This window comes from Bacteroides sp. MSK.20.82 (assembly GCF_019052485.1).
GTDB lineage: Bacteria > Bacteroidota > Bacteroidia > Bacteroidales > Bacteroidaceae > Bacteroides > Bacteroides thetaiotaomicron.
Genome location: NZ_JAHQUN010000026.1, coordinates 52040 through 73641, shown reverse-complemented (window position 1 = coordinate 73641; position 21602 = coordinate 52040). Strand labels below are relative to the sequence as shown.

Here is a 21602-nt window from a genome sequence, read left to right as displayed (position 1 = left end):
ACTTGCTTCATAAATGCTACTACTTTTAACATTTTAATCACTATTAAATAAATTATGCGATAAATATAAGGGTATTTTAGCATCTCTCCAAAATACCCTTCAGACATATACTCATTCATCGGCAGAATGATCCGACCAACAAATTTCCCCATGCGTCTGAGAGTAAAACAACAAAAAAAGAAACCGCTATGTTTTTTTCATAAAGTTTTCGCCACAAATAAATGGTTATTATAATTAACAAATATACCTAATTACAAATTTAAGGAAGTAGGTACATACATATAAATTTACAGATGTAAAAACGAAAAATAAAACTAAATAATTTTATACTATTCAATCAATTTATTTTTCATAACTTTGCGGAAAATAAACCACAAACAGTGGCTTATAAAAACTAAATACAAGAATATGATAAAAGTTGAAAAAGAAGTATCCAATGATTACATCATTAAGGGATTTAAACATTTTACCCAATTAGCTACGGAATACTTCCAAGGACATCCGGACTGCAATGCAGCCCGAAAAAGAATGCGCGACACAATAGATGCCAACTTGCAGCTCAAAGCAGAGCTCACCGCAGCAAGTTACACCGAACACACGACTTTGCTAAGTCCGAAGATGCAGCAAATCATCTGGGCGCACTGGGGACCACCCATCATTTCACTGTCGGAAAACCACGCAAACGAATCGGACAACAAACGAGTTTGAACGCCCAAAAAGCGAAAATCGAACTATATATTTTTAAATATATAATTTATTAGTTATCCCTTATTATGGTTCCGCCCTGCGTTTCAAAAGATTTTTCTCAACAGACATAATTCACTAGATGTCAGAAGATTACCTCACTCTCCAGAGTGTTCCGCTGTGCGTTCCACAAAAATGCCCTTTTTCCACCCTCAAACAGAGGCTCCAAAATGACCGAACAGAGGCTTCGTTTACTATAAACAGAGGCTCTGTTCGCATCAAACGAAGCCTCTGTTTCACAATCTTCCCCCAACGTGTAGCGCACAAAAAACAACACATGCCAAAAGCAGCTATTTACGTCCCCGCAAGGAATATTACATCCCAACACGTCCAAACACGCACATCCGTTTAGGATTCCGGCAACGATCAACCTACTTTTGGACAAAATTTAAAAAACAGAATATCATATGCAAAAAATGGATTGTCAAGCCATCGGATATGGCTACATCATTATCCCCAAAGCTCTGCTGAAAGAGCAACTTATAGACTGCAGCCCACATGAAGGAGAAATAGAGGCTTTCCTGAAACTTCTTGTAAAAGTCAACTACTCGGAAACAAAGCTCACCGACCACCAAAGACGCACCATCGTGTGCAAAAGAGGTGAAAGCCTGCACAGCTACCGCAGCTGGAGCGCCATTTTCCACTGGCCAACGAGCAGAACCTACCGCTTCATACAACAACTGAAAACAAACGGGATCATCGAAATCATCCCTCACAACGACACCACCGCCCTGCATATCCGAGTGGTCAACTACGAAAACTGGACAAACATCTCGGCACTCCTCAACGAGAAAAAAGAAAACACACAAAAAGCCAGCAACGAAAAGTTCCGCCTCTTCTGGGACGACTACCACAACATCCTGCAGCTCCCCAAAGAGAACATCGCCAAGGCGCAGCGTATCTGGAAAAAGCTGAGCGAAAAAGAACAGCAGCTCGCCATCGACCATATCGAAGAATATTATTATCATCAGACAAACATGAAATTCACGTTACATGCCTGCAGTTATTTATCCAATAAAGCCTTTCTGAATGAATATGAATACTGACAACAGAGTTTCTCCGCAGGCTCCGGAGATAGAAGAAGCCATACTGGGCGCCTGCCTGATAGAACAGGAAGCCATGCCGCTCGTAGCCGACACGCTGCGTCCGGAAATGTTCTACAGCATGCGTCACCAAGTGATCTACGCCGCCCTGCTGGCCATGTACCAGGCAGGAATGAAGATCGACATCCTCACCGTAAAAGAAGAGCTTGCCCACCGGGGCAAGCTCGAAGAAGCCGGCGGAGCATTCGGTATCACGCAACTGAGCAGCAAAGTAGCCACCTCGGCACACATCGAATATCACATGCAGATCGTACACGAGAAATACCTGCGGCGGGAAATGATACTGGGACTCAACAAACTCCTCGCCTGCTCCCTGGACGAAACAATGGACATAGCCGATACGCTGATAGATGCGCACAACCTGCTCGACCGCCTGGAAGGTGAATTCGGCCACAACGACCACATGCGCGACATGGACGCACTGATGACCGACACAATGGAAGAAGCCGAACAGCGTATCGCCAAAAGCGTAAACGGAATTACCGGCATCCCCACCGGCCTGACGGACCTGAACCGCATGACGTCCGGACTGCAAAACGGAGAACTCATTGCCATCGCCGCACGCCCCTCGGTCGGAAAGACCGCCTTCGCCCTCCATCTGGCGCGGCAGGCTGCCATGCAGAAACATGCCGTCGCCGTCTACAGCCTTGAGATGCAAGGAGAACGACTTGCCGACCGCTGGCTGTTGTCCGCCAGCGACATCAACCCTTACCGCTGGCGCACAGGCATCCCTAACCCGCACGAAGTAGCGGAAGCGCACACCACCGCCGCAGAACTGGCACGGCTACCGATACACGTAGACGACAGCACATCGATCAGTATGGACCATGTACGTTCCAGCGCACGGCTCCTTAAAAGCAAGAGTGCATGCGATCTGATCATCATCGACTACCTGCAACTTTGCGACATGAACACCGGACAGAAGAACCGCAACCGTGAACAGGAAGTGGCACAAGCCACCCGCAAGGCTAAATTGCTCGCCAAGGAACTGAACGTTCCCGTCGTATTGCTTTGCCAGCTAAACCGCGAATCGGAAGGCCGTCCCGGTGGTCGGCCGGAACTGTTCCATCTACGCGAAAGCGGCGCCATTGAGCAAGACGCGGATGTAGTAATGCTGCTCTACCGCCCTGCACTGGCACGGCTCACTACCGACCGGGAAAGCGGTTATCCGACCGAAGGACTGGGGGTAGTCATCGTAGCCAAACAACGCAATGGAGAGACAGGGAACGCATACTTCAGCCACAATCCTTCTCTAACGAAAATTACGGACTATACACCACCATTGGAAGTATTACTGAAACAAGCAAAATAAAAACAGAATCAAAACAATATTATATTACATAATATTATTTCTAATATTTTCCGATTTTATTTCATATTTACAATGAAATAAATGGCATAATGCTTGACTTCGCCTCTTATATTTCGTATATTTGTAATGTCATAGAGAAACAAAATAATTATTACTTAAACCTTAACTTTTTAAATTTATGAATGTTTCAGTAGAACGCTATCAGCGAAGAAAGTACGTAAGTCAGGAGAATTCCCCGATGCTGTATTACGTACGTCAGAAATCGGGTACAGTAAGAGTGATGGACGTCGAAAAACTGGCAGATGCCATCGAAGCCAACTCTTCACTCACAGCAGGAGATGTAAAACATGCCATCGAAGCTTTTGTAGAGCAACTCCGCCTGTCACTCACCCAAGGTGACAAAGTGAAGATCGACGGTCTGGGTACGTTTCACATCACACTGTGCAGCGAGGGGACAGAGAAGGAAAAAGATTGCACGGTCCGAAGCATCCGCAAGGTGAATGTCCGGTTTGTAGCGGATAAAGCACTGCATCTGGTGAACGCAAGTCACACCAGCACACGAAGCGAAAACAACGTGGAATTCGTACTAGCAAGCAAAGGTGACACGGAAGGCGGAAATGCCGGCGGAGGAAACACCGGAGGCGGAGGAAATAGCGGAGGCGGAGGAAACAGCGGAGGCGATGAAGAAGCTCCGGACCCGACAGTTTAACAGGACTTTTTTGGGAAAGAGCAGTACAAAACACTGGAGCAGCCCTCCCAATTGAAACTGACTAAGAAGTCAATAGTATCTCAATTCCCCTCCCTTTGGGAAGGAGGGGTGGCTGAAAGCCGGGGTGGTAGGTAAAACAAGGTTTATTCCTATTCTATTGTAAATAACAGAGTTATGCATTCACCTACCACCTCCCCCTACGGGGACTCCTCCTTCCCGAAGGAGGAGAAGTAAGATACTACCGACTTTTAGTCAGTCTCAGGTTCGTCGCTTCGCTCAGAATGAGAGATACTATATCGAACTAACCTTAATGTACAACTCCCCCCATTATCAATTATCAATTATCCATTAAAAAAAATGCTAGATAAAATTATCGAGATTATTATGACTATCCTCCCTTTCCTGGGTAATCGTAAAAAGCGTAAAGCGATGGCGCAAGACGTCAAAGAATTCAGCGAACTGGTGAAAGACCAGTATACCTTCCTGATGGAACAGCTGGAAAAGGTACTGAAAGATTATTTCGACCTGAGCGCGAGAGTGAAAGAAATGCACACCGAAATCTTTTCGTTGAGAGAACAACTGGCACAAGCTGCCACATTACAGTGCGTAAACAAAGAGTGCCTACAGCGTACACAAAGCGAGGCATCCATCTCTGAAGCTTAATGCCGGACAGATTATGAGAACGATCAACTTAATCGTAATTCACTGCTCCGCCACACGCGAAGACAAGGATTTCACGGAATATGACCTGGACGTCTGCCATCGCCGACGCGGATTCAACGGAGCGGGTTATCATTTTTATATCCGCAAAAACGGGGATATAAAGTCTACCCGACCGATAGAAAAGGTCGGTGCCCACGCCAAAGGTTTCAACAGAGAAAGTATCGGTATCTGCTATGAAGGCGGGCTCGACAGCAAAGGTCGCCCCAAAGATACCCGGACCGAATGGCAGAAACATTCACTGCGGGTACTGGTTCTTACTTTACTGAAAGATTATCCGGAATGCCGCGTATGCGGTCACCGTGACCTTAGTCCCGACCGGAATGAGAACGGAGAGATAGAACCGGAAGAATGGGTGAAAGCGTGCCCTTGCTTCGATGCGGAAAATAACTGGAAAGCATGAGGCAGAAATCAAGAAAAGTTTTAATTGAATAGCCTATAAACAAGAAAACTCCAATTGCCCGACCAAACTAAGTCGAAGCAGTTGGAGTTTCTACCTTTATAAAATAGATCATCAGGATATCTCCTCTGAAGGAAATCAATCAACAAGCCTATTATAATGCAATAAACCGAAGTACTGATGCTGTAAATAGTGGTATCTTCATTGACTTCATGCTACAAGAAATATACGAAACACTAAAGAAACGGCAAGGCGATCCTATAGTAACAATGAAAGCGACAAAGGATGTCGGTATAAATGTCGGTATAAACGAACAAAAAGTTCTGGAACTTTTGAGAAAAAACAATCAAATTACCGCCAAAGAAATCGCCGGACTTCTAGGTATCAGCCTAAGGCATAGCGAACGTCTGATCACATCATTAAAGCAAAAAGGTATGATTCAGCGAGTTGGATCAAATAAAAACGGATACTGGGAAATTATAGTAAAATAAGGCTACTTTTTATTTCCAACCTTCATCAAAGCAAGCCCTATCACAATCCAGACCATCTCACGCACGCGAGTGATCAATGCCGCATAGACTCCATAAGCTCCGGAAAGGGAAAGCCCGCCTACCGCAAGGGCAAATCCTCCCTCACGGCCACCCAACTGCATAGGCAAGAAGAACAAAAGATTGGCTAGTAAAGAAGAGAAGGCAGCAATCAGGCAGCAATCTGCAAAACTGACACTCCTTGTCAGCACATTGAGGATCAGCCAGATTTCCAGACAACTGACCACACGTGCCGTATATTCCAAGAATAAAGCCGCATAAAAAGCTCCCTTCTTCTGTTGATGAAGCAAGGCTATCTGTTTATCTATGTTCTCCAACTGTTCCCGATGGGAGTCGGCAAAACGGATTACTTTCTTTTTCAGAAAAGGAAGATGACTGCCCAGACGAACGAAAGCAACTGCCATCCCATGCTGATAGCCTTTTACAAACAACATAGCTACCAGCAGGCAGAAGACGGTGATCGTACCCAAAATGGTTCCCATCACCCACCCTACCGGATAAAGGCAAAGGTATAGCAAGACAGAACTCAGCCAAAAGCAGAAATGAGAAAAGATGTGCATCATCACGTAGAGAATCACCGAAGAAGTGGCTCTCTCCACTCCTATATACGGTTTCAGTTCCATGATGCGATACGGCTCACCGCCCATCAGTCCGACGGGAGTTACGTAATTCAGGGCAAAACCCGTAACGGTAAACTTATAAAGCCGGGCAAATGAAAACCCCGGCTTCCCTCCGCTACGTATAATGATGTACCACGATGTAGTATTAATCAGATAAACGAACAGCCACAGCAATAATACCAAAGGCAAATATACTCCTGCCCTTTTCAAATTTGCCCAAAGTTCCTGATAATCCATATCGAAAGTGAATATCATGATCAGGACGGCGACAATGCCAAAAGCCAGGAATATATTGCGGTATTTGTTCTTCACTATTTAATATACTGATAATATCGGTCAAAGAAGTTTCTGAATCCGCGAATCTTCATCAGTCCGTACTCAAAGAGCAGCCAGCCGAGCAGTGCACAGGAGATTCCAAGGAGTACATCTATAATATAGTGATGACAAGAGTAGATCGCTGTTCCCCAGATGCCTGCCATGATAACAGAGAAAAGGGCAATCACATACCATCTGCATTTGCCGATAATGGCATACACCAATGCCACAACCATATATGCCGCATGAAGGGAAGGAACGGCAGCAAAGACGTTTGCGTTTCTTCCATAAATGGAGTCGAAGATAGTCACGCCAAAAATTTCGTCAAAGCGACCGAGACCCGCCACATTACCCGGAGTATTCAGTATCGGTTCGAAACCGTAGTTGATAGCATACCAGGGGGGAGCAGCCGGATGGATATAATAGCCGGCAAAGCCGATTAAGTTGACAAACAAAAAGACTAATGCAAAGCGAAGATAAGTTTTTCTCTCTTTCTTAAAGTACAGGCAGAGTCCGAACAGGATAGGCACAGGGACCCAGCAAAGATAGAAGATGCCGGCGAAGACATCTGCCACCGCCCAATGATGCACGGCAAAGTATTCACAAGGAGTAACCAGCACACCATTATCCATCACTCCGAACAACGACTTTTCGAGATTATAAAGTCCGGCCACATCAATCGGATTTACTTCGTAATTGGGGCAGATACGCATCCAGTCATACGAGATCCCGAAAATGGCGAAAGGCAGTAAGGCCACTGCCAGCTTCCGGGTAGGTAGTCCGGCAAAAAATAAAACCAGATAGAGTGCCGCCATCAGCAGATGTTCGGAACGGAGTCCGATACAAGCAGCTGTCAGCAGAAGAAAAAGAGCCATGATGACAATAACGGTCAGGGTTTCTTTCTTCGACGGCATTTGAATTGTTTTTATCATTAAGGATGTTATTTTAATTAGTCATTCTTCTTTTCGTTCGCTGTCATCACCTTATAGCAATGTCTCACGCGTGCGAAAGCTGTGATATTGGCGAACACAGCGACGATTGTCAAAGGCACCATCAATATCAGCATCGGATCAAAAGCGGTAATATCCTTGAATACACCGCAGAACAAGGCTCCGAGACTTGTCAGAACCACACGCTCCGGGCGTTGCATAAATCCAACCTTGCACTCAATGCCCAGACCTTCGGCGCGGGCACGCACATAGCTCACCATCAGCGAACCGATCAGGGCAACAAACGCAATGATAGCGTAAATGAAATAGTCTTTGACTGACAAATAGTAACATATACCGAAGAAAGTCATCAACTCACTATAACGATCGAGCACAGAATCGTAGAGGGCACCGAATTTGGAACTCATGTTTCCCAGACGTGCCACACGCCCGTCCATCATATCGAACAATCCGGCAAAAAGGATCACACCTCCTGCCCATCCAAGAATGGACAAATCATTCTGTCCGCCACAGATACCGGCATAGACAAACATACCTGCCGCTACCACATTCAGAATAAATCCGGTAGTAGTGATAAAATTAGGGGTGATGCCTATTTTAATCATTCCATGTATCAAAGGATTGATAATCTTATAAATCAGTTGCTGTAAGTAATCTCTGTAATTCATATACCTAAATCTGTTTTTATCTAAATCTTCTGTTTTCTTTCAATTTCTTTTAAACAAGCTTCTTATATCTATATTCCGGTAAACAAAGAAACGCTGCATATTATAATTCCAGAACAACGCTACAATGACTGCCACCACCACTTTAGGGATGATGAAGAAGTCACCGAAATATTGGCTGAGTGTATCACGTACCCACGGAATTTTCGCTAACGATTCCGTCAGAGTGTACGTCCCCCACGTATTCAGCCAAATACTGCAAACCCACACTATTATGAATTTTACAGCAACATGCGTTTTTTTCCCTTTCGATTTAAAAGTCCATTTATAATTGATAATGCAATTGATAATTCCTCCATAGATAGCGCCCGCCAAGGTAGCATATACATAGTAGACATCAAATAGCCTTACCAGAAGGATAGTCACCAGAAAGTCTGCAATAGTCGCCATTTGAGCCGAAAGCTGCGCCCTTAAAAACATAAAGACTCCACCCTTCTGCGAGATCATCCGTGCAACTCTTTTCAGCCAATCACCCATCGTGCCACCGCTATCAAGATAAAACTATATACACCCGCCAGTACATCATCCATCATTACCCCTACTCCACCTTTAAAGTTCTCCATCTTGCGTACTCCCAATGGCTTTACGATATCAAAAATACGGAACAGAGCAAAAGCCGCTATCACGTACCAATACCACCGGTCATTATCGGGAACTGCCAGTAACGGAATCCACACACCTACCATTTCATCGACCACCACACGTGACGGGTCTTCACCCCAACAAGACTCCAACTTATTGGCAGCCCAAATACCTGCAAAGGTAAAAAGAACCACCAAAGCAGCAGTCGTCCATAATAAAGCAGTGAAAGGAAGCAGGAAGTAAAGTGCAATCCAGATGATAGAAGCCAGCAATGCCCCGGCCGTACCGGGAGCAAAAGGAGAAAAACCAGAGCCAAAGCCCGTGCCTATTAAAACAGGTAGAAAGGAAGGTCTCTTCATTAATAGTTGAGAGTTGAGAGTTGAAAATTGAGAGTGGAGGATGATTGGATGTGCTCCAAAAATAAAAGTTGAAAGTTAAAAGTTGTCTAATGCTGCAATTACATTGCAACAACTTTCAACTCTCAACTTTCAACTCTCCACTTATTTAATTAAGCTAAATAATCAGGTTCTTTTTCACCAATCATGTTACGCAATGTCTGTTTTACCATTCTCCATTGTGTGAACAGGTCGTGTTCCGGCTGATGTTCGAAATCGTGCATCGGGCTCTTGCAGAAGAATGACAACCAAGTCTGGATGCCACACATACCTGCACGCATAGCCAAGTCACTGAACAATACCAGGTCAAGTGCAATAGGAGCAGCCAGGATAGAGTCACGGCAAAGGAAGTTCACCTTGATTTCCATCGGATAGCCCATCCATCCGAAGATGTCGATGTTATCCCATGCTTCTTTGTTGTCCTTACGGGGAGGATAGTAGTTGATGCGTACTTTGTGGTAAACGTCTCCATAGAGATCCGGATATTTTTCCGGTTCGAAGATGGTGTCGATTACAGACAGCTTACTAACTTCTTTTGTCTTAAAGTTGTCCGGATCATCCAGCACTTCACCGTCACGGTTACCGAGGATGTTGGTAGAGAACCAACCGTTCACACCCAGCATACGAGTCTTGAACATCGGAGCCAATACGGTTTTCATCAGTGTCTGACCGCTCTTGAAGTCTTTACCGGAGATAGGAACATTCTTCTGTTTAGAGAATTCCCACATGGCCGGAGTATCTACACACAAGTTAGGAGCACCCATCACAAACGGAGCATCTTCTGCGATAGCAGCGTATGCATAACACATACTCGGAGAGATAACTTCTGTGTTGTTATCTTTCATTGCTTTCTCCAAAGCAGCGAGTGACATGTGTTCGTCTGATAACGGAATGTAGATTTCGGTACTTGCAGCCCACAGTACAACAACGCGTTCGCAGTTGTTGGCAGCCTTAAAGTCGCGGATGTCCTGACGGAGTTGTTCTACCATTTCCCAACGGGTAGCAGCCTTCTTGATATGTGTACCATTCAGACGTTTTGCCCAGTTGTGATCGAAAGCTGCAGGCATCGGCTTGATAGCTTCCAGTTCATCTTTCACACCGTTCAGGTCTTTTTCTTTCAAAACCTCGGCATACATAGCAGCTTCATATGCGTTGTCCGGGAAGATATCCCATCCACCGAAAACAATGTCGTTCAAATCAGTCAAGGGCACAATGTCCTTGATGAGTTTTTCTTCGTTGTTTTCCATGCGCATTGTGGCTAACTGTGTAATAGATCCTATCGGTTTTGCCAGTCCCTTGCGAGAGGCTAGTGTACCTACAATCATTGTGGTGGCAACCGCACCACCTACTCCAACTACCAACACGCCAAGACGTCCAGTAGCGGGTTTAATTTCTTGTTTCATTTCTATTCTATTAAAATTAAACTAAAATTGATGCAAAAATAAGATTAATTAATTACTAAAGCGACCTTTGTTTGCTATATAAACATTGCAATTAGCAGGATTTAACTTTTAGAAGGTCATGTGAAGACTTATCCTCAGGCCGGACTTGTCAATATCGGGCGAATCCCTATATGTGAGCCGCCAGACGTAGTCTAAACGTAATACCTTGAAAATGTTTTCAATACCCACACCCGCCTCCACGTAAGGTGTTTTTCCCATTGTACGGGTACTTGCTATCGGAAAAGCGAACAAACCGTCTGTCATATCCGGATTATTCTTATCACTCAAATGCCCATAAAGTCCACGACAGGAAACTATTTCCCTCCATTTCAGTTTTTTCAACAATGGGATACGATTGAACAACCACCCGTTGAGGAAATAGGTGACGTCCCACGAAAAGTATTCATCATTCATAAACTCCATAGCATTCATTAACGAATAGGATTCCGGCTGAATGGTGTAGGAAAGGTTCGCATTCGGCATAATGAGCAACGGAAAGGGAACTTTATCCCATACCTTCCCTGCTTTCAGGATAATATCCGTATAGCCGAAAGCGGAAAACCAGAAACGTTTCTGTATACCCGCTTCGGTATGATTATAGGTGTAATCACTTCCCAGTACTCCTTTTCCGGCAATTGTGTGCGACAGTGTAAACACCGGAGCATCCAGCGATACAGGGAAGCGGTTCCATTGTGTCTGAAAGAATTTCTCGTTCGGGGCATAGCGCAGCTTCAACTCCGCCGCACTGGTAGAGAAGTCTTTAACCGGAGAGTAAACCTCACCGTCTTTCCGCAGAAAAGGAATCAGGTAGCTCGATTCATCCGTCCGCCTGCGTGCCGTTAGCTGGAAGGAGAAACCGGAATAAAACTCATTGGTATAGGTCATTTCCGCTTGCCGGTAATAGCCGATACGATCATCCTTCTCACGCTTCAAGGCAAGGAAGACATTGTCTTTGCTTGTGTACAGATAGTTTTGTCCGTATTGATTAACGTCCGATTCATAACGTACTTTCAGTGAATGGATGGGAAATTCATTGGCATATTCCTTTTTCTTTTTAAAGGAGTATTCTACTTCCGCCAGTCCTTTCAGCCTTTCGTCTTTGAAGCCATAAGCGATATAGCCTTTGCCGAACAGATGAGGGTTGAGCCATGCAGTCGTCATTCCACCGGCACGGATACGCGGTCCTTCCAGCGTATTCCCGCTGATGGTGGCATTCATGGGACCGATATAGAAAAGAGGGGCTTCTTTAGAGGTCGGGATGTATCCGGTGAAGAGAATGGATAGCACCTTTTCCGTCCAATAATAGACCGGATAGCCACGCAGTTGCGCCATCAGGCGGTCTACGGAGTTCTCCTGTTGCGAGATGGCTGCTTGCGGACGGTTCTCCGCCCAGAAAGTTTCGGGTCGGGACAGCGCTTCGGTTTCTTCGATGATACGTTCCGGTTTGGTGAAGGCTTTATCGGCTTCCTCGGTCGGAAGGAAAGAATAATGACTGTAATCCGCCACTCGACGGGCAAAGATACCATCCTGTCCTTCGGTCAGTTTGAATTCTACGGTGATACTTTCATGGTCGAGCAGACGAGTACCGTCTTCTGCCCGCTTAAATTCCTGTTCAAGCAGCATATAATCGACAAAGTTCAGATTGATCTTCTTCGGGAAGTTAAGTACGGCACGTTTGACAAAGTAGGTAGAGTCGAGCGTGACATACAAGTGCCCGTTAAAACCGAAAGATTCGGAATTAAAGGGGGTGAAAGCAAGGTCCGCACAGGTTTCACCGCCGATCTGCAAGGTATCCATCAGATAATATTTGTAGAATCCTGTCCCGATGCGGGATAAGGGGCTGACGAACTTATTGGTGAACAGGGAGATGTTGTTCTCGTAAATGTCCACGTCTTTAAAGACTTCATTAATAGCAGCCTGCATACCTTGTTTGGAAAGGAATTCATCGACTCCTGCCTGCTTGCGTCCTTTCACCCACTGCTTTTCGGAATGAGGAGATTTGCGGTAGTAGTCCGTAGCAAGAAGTTCACGGGCAGATACGGTCAGTATCGGTTTTCCGGTGACGGCAGAGGTGTCTACATATTCTGTCAGGAAATCAAATTTGCGGTATAGCCATTTCTTCTGTTTCTCTTCGTCGAAGTTGTTCAGCGCAAAGGTAGTCTTCTCATAACGGTCGCGCTGCCAGAAGTCTTTCTCATTAGGAGAATGGTCGTCACGATGTTCTATCATCCGACGGACAAACTCCACAGCGGGATTGTCTTTCTTACGGTAATGCTCGCGTTTAGGCTTCACCAATACTTCGTTGAGCGCATATGTAGCGGGAGAAAGTGCTACTTTATACGAAAGATTACGTGCCGGATGGATCAGCCGGCTATATTCATTATAGCCTACGGTTGAGATCACAAGCACTCCTTCGGAGCGATGAGTTTTGAAATAAAAGCGTCCGTCACTTCCGGTAGTCGTTCCTTCGGTCGTGTTTTTCAGACGTACAGATACATAAGATAAGGGTTCTCTGGTCAGAGAATCAGTCACCACACCCTGCACTATGTATTGGGCACTTAGCGGAATACTGATAGCCAATAAAAGAAAGAGCGCTACTGCACCTTTAATTATTAATCTCATATCTTATACCTTAACATCCTATTGAATTGAGCGGGGCAAAGGTAGGAGGGATTTCAGAACAAAAAAAGGTCTATATAGCGGAAGAACTGTTCTCGTTTGACATTTGATCAGGGAAAAAGAATACGGAATCTGGTCAATCCGTCGGCATAAGTCCGCAGAGAGAAGGTACAGCCGTGACGCATCAGAACCTCCCGGATAAAGATCAGTCCGATTCCCTGACCATTGGGCTTGGTGGAGAAGAACGGGCTGAACAGCTTCGCTTCCACCTCTTTGCTGATTCCCTTGCCGTTGTCCACCACTTCGACAATGGCAGGAGAAAGGGTGCGGACGATAATCTCTCCATCCTTCTCGATGCTTTCCGCAGCATTCTTGATGATGTTTACCAATACCTGTTCGAAGAGGGAGGCATCCATTTTTACCTCTTTCAGCGTTTCGTCTATCTCCAGACGAAGTTTTATGTTCCGGTCGGTACACATACCTTCCATAAAACGTTTGCATGTAAATGCGAGGTCATTCAGGTCGACAAGCGTGAGCGTCGGTTCGGGAATCTTCACTACATCGGCAAAACGGGTGATGAAACGGCTCATAGAGAAACAGCGTTCGGTACATACACGCATGACATCGCAAATATCATCCATGCCTTCTTCGGTAGAAAGCGCCTGTTCTACCGTATCCAGTGTGGAGGTTATTCCGGCAGTAGTGTTGTTCACTTCGTGGGCAATCATGCGGATCACTTTCTCGTAGGCTTTCTTCTCTGCCTTCATCACTTCGTCCGTCAGACTTTCTATCAGGAAGAAGGGGTGCTGAAATCCACGGTCAATAAAAGAGGAATGCGTACACCTATAAATATTCGAATCATTCAGACGGACGGTAGCCGTTTCTCCTTTCGGTACGTTTGCCAACTCGGCGGCAAGCGGAGAATCTATCTCGTTCATCTTTTTACCCAGAACATCTTCCTGACGGACACCCAGCATTTTCTGCGCCATCGGGTTCAGCTCGGAAAGGTCCTCGTCCAATGTGGTGAGGATGACTCCCATCGGAGAGGCTTTAATAAGCAGGTCAAGGAAGTTATTCTGTTCGCGGAGACGGAGACGTTCATTCTTTAGTTGCTCCATCATCCGGTTGAAGACGTTCACGATACGGTCAGCTTCATATTGCCCCACGGGACTTAACCGGCTGCTGAAATCCTGTTCGCGCAACAGTTCCATACCGCTTCCGATAGAGTTCAGCGGTTTCACAATCTTACGATAGAAAAACGGGAGATAACACAGGATAAAAAGGACCAACCCCTCTCCTATATAGAAATAGATCATATTCAACCGGCTTGAAAGGAAAAGCAATCCACCCCCCAAGACCAGAAGCAGGAAAACGAGTATACCAAAGAATCCTTTTATACGCATAATAATAGTAACATCTATCTGCTAAACACTGATTCCAAACTTCTCCAGACGACGGTAAAGGGCGGCACGACTGATGCCAAGCGCTGTAGCTACCTGACTCAGATTTCCCTTATGACGCTCCAAAGCCTGCAAAATCGTCTGCCGTTCTATTTCATCCAGAGTCATACCAGCAAAGGATGCGCCTTCGGCGACTTTCTGATCTTCGTGACGGATATACTGAGCATCAAAGTCGGCGGCATCAAGCGTCGGCTTTCCATTGACCAGAATCGTACGTTCTACCAGATTCTTCAATTCACGAATATTTCCCGGATAAGGTAAGCGACTCAGAAACTGCAAGGCATCCGCCGAAAATTCGGTGCGAGGAAAACCGTTGGCCTCTGCCTGACGATCGGCAAAGTGACGTGCCAGCAAGGGAATATCCTCCCGACGCTCACGCAAAGCCGGCAGTCTGACGGTAATCAGATTAATACGATAAAACAAATCTTCGCGGAAAGTACGTTCGCCCACCATCTTACGCAAATCGGCATTGGTAGCAGAGACGACACGAATATCCGTCTTACGGGGACGGCTGTCTCCCAATACTTCAAACGTCTGATCTTGTAACACCCGCAAGAGCTTCACTTGACAGGAAGGGTCGAGATCACCGATCTCGTCCAGAAAGATGGTTCCTTTATTCGCCATCTCAAAGCGTCCGATACGGTCGGAGGAAGCATCCGTAAAAGCTCCTTTCTTATGGCCGAACATTTCACTTTCGAACAGACTTTGGGAGATTCCTCCCAAGTTCACCTTGACAAAAGGCTGTTTGGCACGCTGGCTGTTGATGTGTATCGCCTCGGCTATCAGTTCCTTGCCCGTCCCACTTTCTCCGGTGATCAGTACGGAAGCATTCGTCTTTGCTATACGGGCAATGGTGTTCAGTACTTCCGTCAGTCCCTGACTACGGCCGATGATATGACGGCGGTCGAAAGCGTCATTCTGTTCCTGCGTTGTCTCTTTGGGAGAGCCTGCCAGTTCCAAAGCCGTCTCGATACGCTGCAACAATGCCGCATTATTCCAAGGTTTGGTGATAAAATCGAAGGCTCCTGCCTGCATACCTTGCACGGCAAGCTGTATGCTTCCCCAGGCGGTCATCAGTATCACCGGAGTTTCCGGACGGAATATTTTCACTTGCCTGAGCAAAGTCAGCCCTTCTTCACCTGTAGTAGAAAGGGTGAAGTTCATATCCATTAAGATTAAATCCGGTGCTACGGAACGCACCACCTCCATAGCTTCCCGGGGACCGGAAACCGTTTGTGCTTCATATCCAGCCCGCTTCAACATAAAACTGAGTGAAGAGCGTACCGCACTGTCGTCGTCTATTATTAAAATCATAGTTTAAATTACTTGTGACAAAGATATTGTAAATACTCAATACAAGCAACAAATAGCCCGATTAATCCCTATTGTCGCACTATTTCATCAAAATCTGCTTCCAACTCCGTGTTAGCCTGGAAATCCCAGAGAGTCAGACTACGGATCTGATAAAAGTAATACCAGTAATAATAAAGTTCGGAGATGTGTTTCCGGCGTGCCTCGTCTTTGGCGTTCTGGGCATCATTCAAATCCAGTGTATTGATTTTACCAATCAGGAAGGTTTCAATACTGGTTTTGTAACGTTGCTGAGCTATGCCATCCGCCTCTTTGGCTATCTCCAATTGCTGTGCCTGATTATTGAAATGCTCTACCAGCAAGAATATGTCCTGGTTGAAGTTGATCTGTTCCTGCCGTATCTTCGAAAGTACTACATCCCGATTGCTTTTCGCTACCCGTACCTTTCCGCGTCTCTTTCCCCAGTCCAGAATCGGAATCTGAACGCCTACCTGCACAATCTGATTATCCTGCAAGTTCCTGTAGACACTGGAAAGTTCACGACTCTCTCCCGTATATCCTACACTGGCAAACAAATTAATGCTACGCAGATTACCACGTGCCGTAGCTACCGCATAATCGGCCTCCAACTGACGGCGACGAATATTCTGGGCAAAAGAATTACGTTCCAGCGCTTTATTCAAAACCATATTATATTCCATTTTACCACAATCTACCGACTCGGGAACAACAGGACGGAGGATTTCATCCTCTCCCACTCCCAGAAAGGCACGAAGCTGGAACATCTTGGCATTCAGATCACTTTCGGCTTCGGTCAACGCAGCCTTTGCATTCAATGCTGAAAGTTTTAACTGGAGAAGTTCATTTTCCGAAATCTGTCCCATCTTGCGTTTAGCTATAGCCACTTCGTAAAGCTGATTGGCATTCGTCAAGTTCTGACGGGCGGTTCCAAGAGTCTCCTTCGCCAACAGCAGATCAAAGTAATAGGTAATAGCCCGCATCGTCACTTCTTCGGTAGCTGTGATAAATTCCGCTTTCGCTTCGGCATATCGCACAGGTTCTATACGCCTGTTCCACTTCACATTATTCACACCAAGAATAGGTTGGGTCAGTTTTAAAGTAACAGGAACGGACATCAGATGGCGATCACCGCTATTACCCAGTTGCTTTAGGTAGTCGAGGGAAGAGGTTAGTGAAAGTTGTCCACCGGTAAGCCAGATATTCTGGTCGATGGAAAGTTCACCGGAAAGACCTAAGGCGCTGTTGCGGACAAAGCTGTAAGAACCGTCCGGATTCTGATAGGAGCCGTAAGATTTATTGTAATTAGGCAGTGTTCCTTTCAGATTGATTTCCGGAAGAAGATCGGCACGGAATGTGCGATATTCCCAATAAGATGTTTTCAACTCATTCAAGGCAACGGCAGCGTCAACAGACTGCATACGCGCCATAGCGATAGCTTCGTTCAAGGTGATTTCCCTCTCTTTCTGTGCCGACACTGCCAAAGGCAGACAGATTGCAGCCAGAACAAACAATATACTTTTCTTTTTCATTGTACACGGTATTTTCCAGTCAGATAGAATCAAACCATGTGCCAAAAGAATAATACATTTACTATCAATCGGTTAGAGAAATGTATCAGTGTTCATTTTCGGACACTATGCACAGAAATGAACGTTCAGTCTTATTCGCAGAAATTCGGGATACGTACAGTAAAGCGAGTTCCCCTGCCTACTTCGGAAGTCACAAAGATCGTTCCTCTCAGACGTTCGACAATCGTCTGGCAGATACTCAATCCAAGACCGGCTCCCTGTGTAAAGTTGTCCACCTTATAGAATCGTTCGAAGATATGACGGATACCTTCTTCGGATATGCCGACTCCCGTATCTTCCACAAAGATTCGGGTATATTCGGGATCTTCATCTTCCTCATATCCGAAAGTAATGGAACCGTAAGTCGTAAACTTGGCAGCATTATTGATCAGATTATTGACGACTTGTTGGAGACGGACATTATCTGTCACCAGGTATTTTTTCTCATTATCGGGCATACGAAGCAACAGTTCCACTCTCGGAGGCATATTCAGTTGTTGAGAATCATGCACTGTCTTCAGCAGCAGAGGCAAATTATGATTGGCAAACATAAATTCCATTGTTCCTGACTCGATACGCGACAGATCGAGAATATCATTAATCAATGCAAGTAACAATCCGCAATTCTTATTGATCGTTGCTATAAATTGCCCTATTTCCTCTTCTGTAAAGCCGCTTGTATCGCTCAACAAGTCGGAGAAACCGACAATAGCATTCAGTGGTGTACGGATTTCATGACTCATATTGGCAAGGAAAGCAGATTTCAGTTTGTCAGCCTGAAGTGCCTTATCACGCGCCTCCCTCATTTCCTGTTCTGCTGTCTTATAACGTTGGATACTTTGGCATACACCTAATATATTATATAGCGAATCTCTCGTCAAACCGGAAATAACAGAGGAACGGTATTCCCACCATTCATATTCTCCATTGGCATTGCGCTGACGGAAATTCAAACGGGTATTGGTTTCTTTTCCCGCCAATGTTTTATCAAAGAGAATACGCATTTCCTTCAAATCCTCCGGATAAACCATACGATCCATTTCGTCGCGGGTGATGGAAGTAATCGACTCATCATAACCAAAACGAACAAGAAAACCTTGCGGAAAGATGAAACTATTACTCTCCACATCAAACTGCCAAGGGTAAATAGAACTTTCCTCCACGGCCATGTCAAAGAAACGTTTCTGCATTTCTTCATCCGATACGTTGCGTGCCGAAAGTGCCATACCGGTAATCTGCCCGCCTGAATGAATCGGAACAACTTCCCCGGAAACCGGGAAATAATGTTCGCTATGTACTTCTTTCATAAAAGCCCCATCGGGAATAATGACACTCTGCCCAGTCTCTCCCACCTTCTTCAATATCTTGTAAAGGATATCCTGACCGTTATAGTATATTTTGAAAATACTGCCCGCCATCATTCCTTCATAATTCCGTCCGCCCGATTCTGAGGGTAAATGAAGGATCTTCAGCAGAGAACGGTTGGTAAAGTGAATATGAAGATCAGTATCATATGTGATCACACCGTCGCGTATGGAATGGAAGATATTATCAAACTCATTCCGCTGTTCCACCAGTTTATTCTGCACCAACAAGCGGGTCTGGGCATGTATCCGTCGCTTAGCTTCACGACGGTTGACACGAATGAGCCACACGATAGAGACGATCAACAATGCCAGGATAGATGGATAAAGAAGAATAAACAATAATTTATATCTTTCCCAATACGGCTGATTAACAACACTGCCACTGGAGGAAACCTTATCCGGGTCTATATGAAAGAAGTCCAGCTGTTTATAATCGTAAATAAATCCCTGTTCCGTCTCCGTCACACCCAGTTTCAAGGGAGATTCCCCCTTCAACACTCGCGATGCCTTCTTTGCAGCAGACATCGCAGAGGTATAGGCGTCTGCGTCATATGCCGCAAATACACCGTTCATCAGCCCCACATTCTGACTGGAGAAGACCGGTGCTTTGGAGTTCTTGCCTACAAACGAAAGGAACGGTGACCATTTGGGAGCAACCACAACCCGAGCATAACTATTGCGGGGATAACAGATAGCCGCAATAATATGATTGGTTGATTCATGCTGGGTATTGTAGAGTTTCATCTTGTAATCCGGATTCTCTTCCTGAAAAAGCTGCCATTCTTGTTTGAAGTCCTCACGTCCCTTATTACTCAGAAAACTGTTGTCAATCACACATATCACTTCTTTCCGTTGGGGAAATACCTTTTGTGCCTGCTTTAAGATCACATAAAAATCGGGATTAGCGGTGAATCCGCATACATTGGGAAGACTCGCTATAAGTTCTTTATCGGGATATTTGATTCCGAAAAACACAACCGGAACTTGGTAAGGCAACGAATCGCCGGAAGAGAAAAGAGTGTAAAAAGCCTCATCGCTGGCTGTGATAATCATATCCGTCTTTCTGTCACGGGCACGCTGACAAAAACGCTGCATAATCACTTTCTCCGAACTGAATGACCAAAAATCGGCATCCAAATATTCAGTAGTAATATTTACTTTCAGTCCATTCTCTTTGAATCCCTTGGTCAGCCCCTCATTCAGGTCGTTATGCCAAGGGGTTTGCGAGGTATAAGATTGAATAAAAAGTATGTTGTATGTATGTTCTGCTGCCGCCGCCCGGGCAAAAACAACGAAGAACAAAACAACAAACAAACAGTAATATTGTCGGTTCATAAGCAAAAAACAGCATTGTTTTCAACATTTTGCCTACAAAGATAAGTTATTATATTGAAAACAATGCAAATAGCTTCAGTTTTTTATTCCTCGCGTAAGGCTTCTGCCGGCTGTATACGGATCGCCTGCCGGGCGGGGAACCAAATGCCTATGAGTATCATCAAAGCCATCAAAAGACTTGTCACACAAAAAGTGATAAGAAAACGAATGATACTCCACTCTATACCACCTTCCGTCAGTTCCAGATAACCTATATTATAACAAATAATTGCAGCAGGCAAAGCAGCCAGTGCCAGTAGCAACAAGCCTTCTTTATTAAGACGATGCCAGAGTCCCATGCGGGTGGAACCGACTGCGACACGAAGTCCGAGTTCTCCACGACGATGCTGGGTACGAAACCAGAATGTACCGACTATTCCCAACAGGATATTCACCAACAAAAAGCCCATCATCCAAAACCGCGTCTGCATCTGATTGACATTGGTACGATTATAATCCTCACGTATCATCTCGTAATCGTGTACCTTCAGTATAAAAAGATTTCCCACACTGAACTGGGTATCCGACTGTTCCATCAGACGCTCCGGAAAGCCGGGAGCCGTATTCGGCTTTACACGCAGGCAAACTTCCGTATTGAGCGGATACAGGTCATCATTAATCTCGGCCAATTGTGCTTCCGTAAGAGGAATAGCCATATAGCGATCGCTGTAATTTGGCCAAAAATCATTGTAACGTACCTTAGTCGATACGGCAGCTATTTTATAAACGTCTGTAGAATCATCCACATTCACGACTTCTTTTCCCAACAACGTACGGTCACCCTTATAACCGTCAGGCCATATATTCTCGCTGAGAACCGCATTTCCGTTTTTTATAGCCTGCATTAAAGGCTGATATCCCTGTCCATCCGCACTTTGATAACGGAACACCTGAAAAAACTCCGGTGTTACCGGACGTCTCAACGGACTGCGCACCAGCGTATCAAGGCGAAAACGGATGCCGGAATTACTTCCTATATACGGACGTGCATTCACTGATATCGAGACAGCCTCTACTTCCGGCAAGCGACGGAGTCGGTTAGTCAGTTCAACAATGTCCTGTCCCGTCGTCGTTTCCTTCTGCCCTCTCGGAATATAAGAATCACTCTTATTGTTTTTCAGACTGAGTTCCAGATAGTAAGTATTGGTGATGTCATATCCCAGCGGTTCGTAATAAGTACGCGCTGTTGCATACGTCCAATCGACAATATACCACAACACCACGAAAACAATCAGCAATTCTGCCCACAGCCACCCGTTCGAGCGACGTTCGTTCCATATTTGTTTTAACAGTTGCATCTTCTTAAAAATTAGTTTG

At 45.4% G+C, this 21602-nt stretch carries 19 protein-coding genes; 7 read left to right on the top strand and 12 right to left on the bottom strand.

Annotation, left to right across the window (positions count from 1 at the left end):
- Positions 1–408 precede the first annotated feature (408 nt).
- The 7 genes from KTR07_RS18705 (at position 409) to KTR07_RS18675 (ending at position 5479) form a co-directional block, all read left to right on the top strand.
- Complete coding sequence (locus KTR07_RS18705; RefSeq protein WP_011107832.1) at positions 409–708, top strand: DUF4248 domain-containing protein; 300 nt, start codon at positions 409–411, stop codon at positions 706–708.
- Between the two features lie 443 nt (positions 709–1151).
- Entirely contained in the window at positions 1152–1790 is a 639-nt protein-coding gene (locus KTR07_RS18700; RefSeq protein WP_011107833.1) for a hypothetical protein, read from the top strand.
- Positions 1780–3159, top strand: coding sequence for a replicative DNA helicase (gene dnaB / locus KTR07_RS18695; protein WP_165938136.1), 1380 nt, complete (start codon positions 1780–1782; stop codon positions 3157–3159). Before KTR07_RS18700 ends, dnaB begins: the two co-directional genes overlap by 11 nt.
- Before the next feature lie 178 nt (positions 3160–3337).
- Positions 3338–3868, top strand: a complete 531-nt coding sequence (locus tag KTR07_RS18690; RefSeq protein WP_011107835.1) for an HU family DNA-binding protein — start codon at positions 3338–3340, stop codon at positions 3866–3868.
- Positions 3869–4225: 357 nt separating this feature from the next.
- On the top strand, positions 4226–4531 hold the full coding sequence (locus KTR07_RS18685) for a hypothetical protein (RefSeq protein WP_011107836.1): 306 nt from the start codon (positions 4226–4228) through the stop codon (positions 4529–4531).
- Positions 4532–4544: 13 nt separating this feature from the next.
- Positions 4545–4991, top strand: coding sequence for an N-acetylmuramoyl-L-alanine amidase (locus KTR07_RS18680; protein ID WP_011107837.1), 447 nt, complete (start codon positions 4545–4547; stop codon positions 4989–4991).
- Between the two features lie 266 nt (positions 4992–5257).
- The gene (locus KTR07_RS18675; protein WP_225018373.1) at positions 5258–5479 is read left to right on the top strand and encodes a winged helix-turn-helix transcriptional regulator; all 222 of its coding nucleotides are present in this window, start codon (positions 5258–5260) and stop codon (positions 5477–5479) included.
- Between the two features lie 2 nt (positions 5480–5481).
- Here the strand turns inward: KTR07_RS18675 and KTR07_RS18670 are convergent, their stop codons facing one another.
- The 12 genes from KTR07_RS18670 to KTR07_RS18615 form a co-directional block, all read right to left on the bottom strand.
- Positions 5482–6468, bottom strand: coding sequence for a lysylphosphatidylglycerol synthase transmembrane domain-containing protein (locus KTR07_RS18670; RefSeq protein ID WP_048692929.1), 987 nt, complete (start codon positions 6466–6468; stop codon positions 5482–5484).
- Positions 6468–7403: a phosphatase PAP2 family protein gene (locus KTR07_RS18665; protein ID WP_032840672.1), complete on the bottom strand. Its 936-nt coding sequence runs from the start codon at positions 7401–7403 to the stop codon at positions 6468–6470. The genes KTR07_RS18670 and KTR07_RS18665 overlap by 1 nt, the downstream gene beginning before the upstream one ends.
- A gap of 17 nt (positions 7404–7420) precedes the next feature.
- Positions 7421–8089 carry a CDP-alcohol phosphatidyltransferase family protein gene (locus tag KTR07_RS18660; protein ID WP_008762243.1) on the bottom strand — a complete coding sequence of 223 codons (669 nt, stop codon included), beginning with the start codon at positions 8087–8089 and terminating at the stop codon, positions 7421–7423.
- A 39-nt stretch (positions 8090–8128) separates the two neighbouring features.
- The gene (locus tag KTR07_RS18655) at positions 8129–8593 is read right to left on the bottom strand and encodes a GtrA family protein (RefSeq protein WP_008764781.1); all 465 of its coding nucleotides are present in this window, start codon (positions 8591–8593) and stop codon (positions 8129–8131) included.
- 14 nt (positions 8594–8607) lie between these two features.
- Positions 8608–9087, bottom strand: coding sequence for a phosphatidylglycerophosphatase A (locus KTR07_RS18650; RefSeq protein ID WP_008762241.1), 480 nt, complete (start codon positions 9085–9087; stop codon positions 8608–8610).
- Positions 9088–9236: 149 nt separating this feature from the next.
- The gene (locus KTR07_RS18645; protein WP_055299342.1) at positions 9237–10526 is read right to left on the bottom strand and encodes an inositol-3-phosphate synthase; all 1290 of its coding nucleotides are present in this window, start codon (positions 10524–10526) and stop codon (positions 9237–9239) included.
- Between the two features lie 108 nt (positions 10527–10634).
- Positions 10635–13187 (bottom strand): DUF5686 and carboxypeptidase-like regulatory domain-containing protein, encoded by a 2553-nt coding sequence (locus KTR07_RS18640; RefSeq protein ID WP_055299340.1) that lies wholly within the window; start codon positions 13185–13187, stop codon positions 10635–10637.
- Positions 13188–13294: 107 nt separating this feature from the next.
- On the bottom strand, positions 13295–14587 hold the full coding sequence (locus KTR07_RS18635) for a PAS domain-containing sensor histidine kinase (RefSeq protein WP_008762238.1): 1293 nt from the start codon (positions 14585–14587) through the stop codon (positions 13295–13297).
- 21 nt (positions 14588–14608) lie between these two features.
- The gene (locus tag KTR07_RS18630; protein ID WP_008762237.1) at positions 14609–15958 is read right to left on the bottom strand and encodes a sigma-54 dependent transcriptional regulator; all 1350 of its coding nucleotides are present in this window, start codon (positions 15956–15958) and stop codon (positions 14609–14611) included.
- A gap of 68 nt (positions 15959–16026) precedes the next feature.
- Positions 16027–17505 carry a TolC family protein gene (locus KTR07_RS18625; RefSeq protein WP_011107843.1) on the bottom strand — a complete coding sequence of 493 codons (1479 nt, stop codon included), beginning with the start codon at positions 17503–17505 and terminating at the stop codon, positions 16027–16029.
- A gap of 131 nt (positions 17506–17636) precedes the next feature.
- Positions 17637–20246: an ABC transporter substrate binding protein gene (locus KTR07_RS18620; protein WP_008762235.1), complete on the bottom strand. Its 2610-nt coding sequence runs from the start codon at positions 20244–20246 to the stop codon at positions 17637–17639.
- Positions 20247–20329: 83 nt separating this feature from the next.
- Positions 20330–21583, bottom strand: coding sequence for an ABC transporter permease (locus tag KTR07_RS18615; protein ID WP_008764774.1), 1254 nt, complete (start codon positions 21581–21583; stop codon positions 20330–20332).
- Between the last annotated feature and the right edge of the window lie 19 nt (positions 21584–21602).

Excerpts from the sequence above, each read along its gene's own strand:
- KTR07_RS18705 (WP_011107832.1), top strand. The coding sequence starts at position 409 with ATGATAAAAGTTGAAAAAGAAGTATCCAATGATTACATCATTAAGGGA.
- KTR07_RS18700 (WP_011107833.1), top strand. The coding sequence starts at position 1,152 with ATGCAAAAAATGGATTGTCAAGCCATCGGATATGGCTACATCATTATC.
- dnaB (WP_165938136.1), top strand. The coding sequence starts at position 1,780 with ATGAATACTGACAACAGAGTTTCTCCGCAGGCTCCGGAGATAGAAGAA.
- KTR07_RS18690 (WP_011107835.1), top strand. The coding sequence starts at position 3,338 with ATGAATGTTTCAGTAGAACGCTATCAGCGAAGAAAGTACGTAAGTCAG.
- KTR07_RS18685 (WP_011107836.1), top strand. The coding sequence starts at position 4,226 with ATGCTAGATAAAATTATCGAGATTATTATGACTATCCTCCCTTTCCTG.
- KTR07_RS18680 (WP_011107837.1), top strand. The coding sequence starts at position 4,545 with ATGAGAACGATCAACTTAATCGTAATTCACTGCTCCGCCACACGCGAA.
- KTR07_RS18675 (WP_225018373.1), top strand. The coding sequence starts at position 5,258 with ATGAAAGCGACAAAGGATGTCGGTATAAATGTCGGTATAAACGAACAA.
- KTR07_RS18665 (WP_032840672.1), bottom strand. The coding sequence starts at position 7,403 with ATGATAAAAACAATTCAAATGCCGTCGAAGAAAGAAACCCTGACCGTT.
- KTR07_RS18660 (WP_008762243.1), bottom strand. The coding sequence starts at position 8,089 with ATGAATTACAGAGATTACTTACAGCAACTGATTTATAAGATTATCAAT.
- KTR07_RS18655 (WP_008764781.1), bottom strand. The coding sequence starts at position 8,593 with ATGATCTCGCAGAAGGGTGGAGTCTTTATGTTTTTAAGGGCGCAGCTT.
- KTR07_RS18650 (WP_008762241.1), bottom strand. The coding sequence starts at position 9,087 with ATGAAGAGACCTTCCTTTCTACCTGTTTTAATAGGCACGGGCTTTGGC.
- KTR07_RS18645 (WP_055299342.1), bottom strand. The coding sequence starts at position 10,526 with ATGAAACAAGAAATTAAACCCGCTACTGGACGTCTTGGCGTGTTGGTA.
- KTR07_RS18640 (WP_055299340.1), bottom strand. The coding sequence starts at position 13,187 with ATGAGATTAATAATTAAAGGTGCAGTAGCGCTCTTTCTTTTATTGGCT.
- KTR07_RS18635 (WP_008762238.1), bottom strand. The coding sequence starts at position 14,587 with ATGCGTATAAAAGGATTCTTTGGTATACTCGTTTTCCTGCTTCTGGTC.
- KTR07_RS18630 (WP_008762237.1), bottom strand. The coding sequence starts at position 15,958 with ATGATTTTAATAATAGACGACGACAGTGCGGTACGCTCTTCACTCAGT.
- KTR07_RS18625 (WP_011107843.1), bottom strand. The coding sequence starts at position 17,505 with ATGAAAAAGAAAAGTATATTGTTTGTTCTGGCTGCAATCTGTCTGCCT.
- KTR07_RS18620 (WP_008762235.1), bottom strand. The coding sequence starts at position 20,246 with ATGAACCGACAATATTACTGTTTGTTTGTTGTTTTGTTCTTCGTTGTT.
- KTR07_RS18615 (WP_008764774.1), bottom strand. The coding sequence starts at position 21,583 with ATGCAACTGTTAAAACAAATATGGAACGAACGTCGCTCGAACGGGTGG.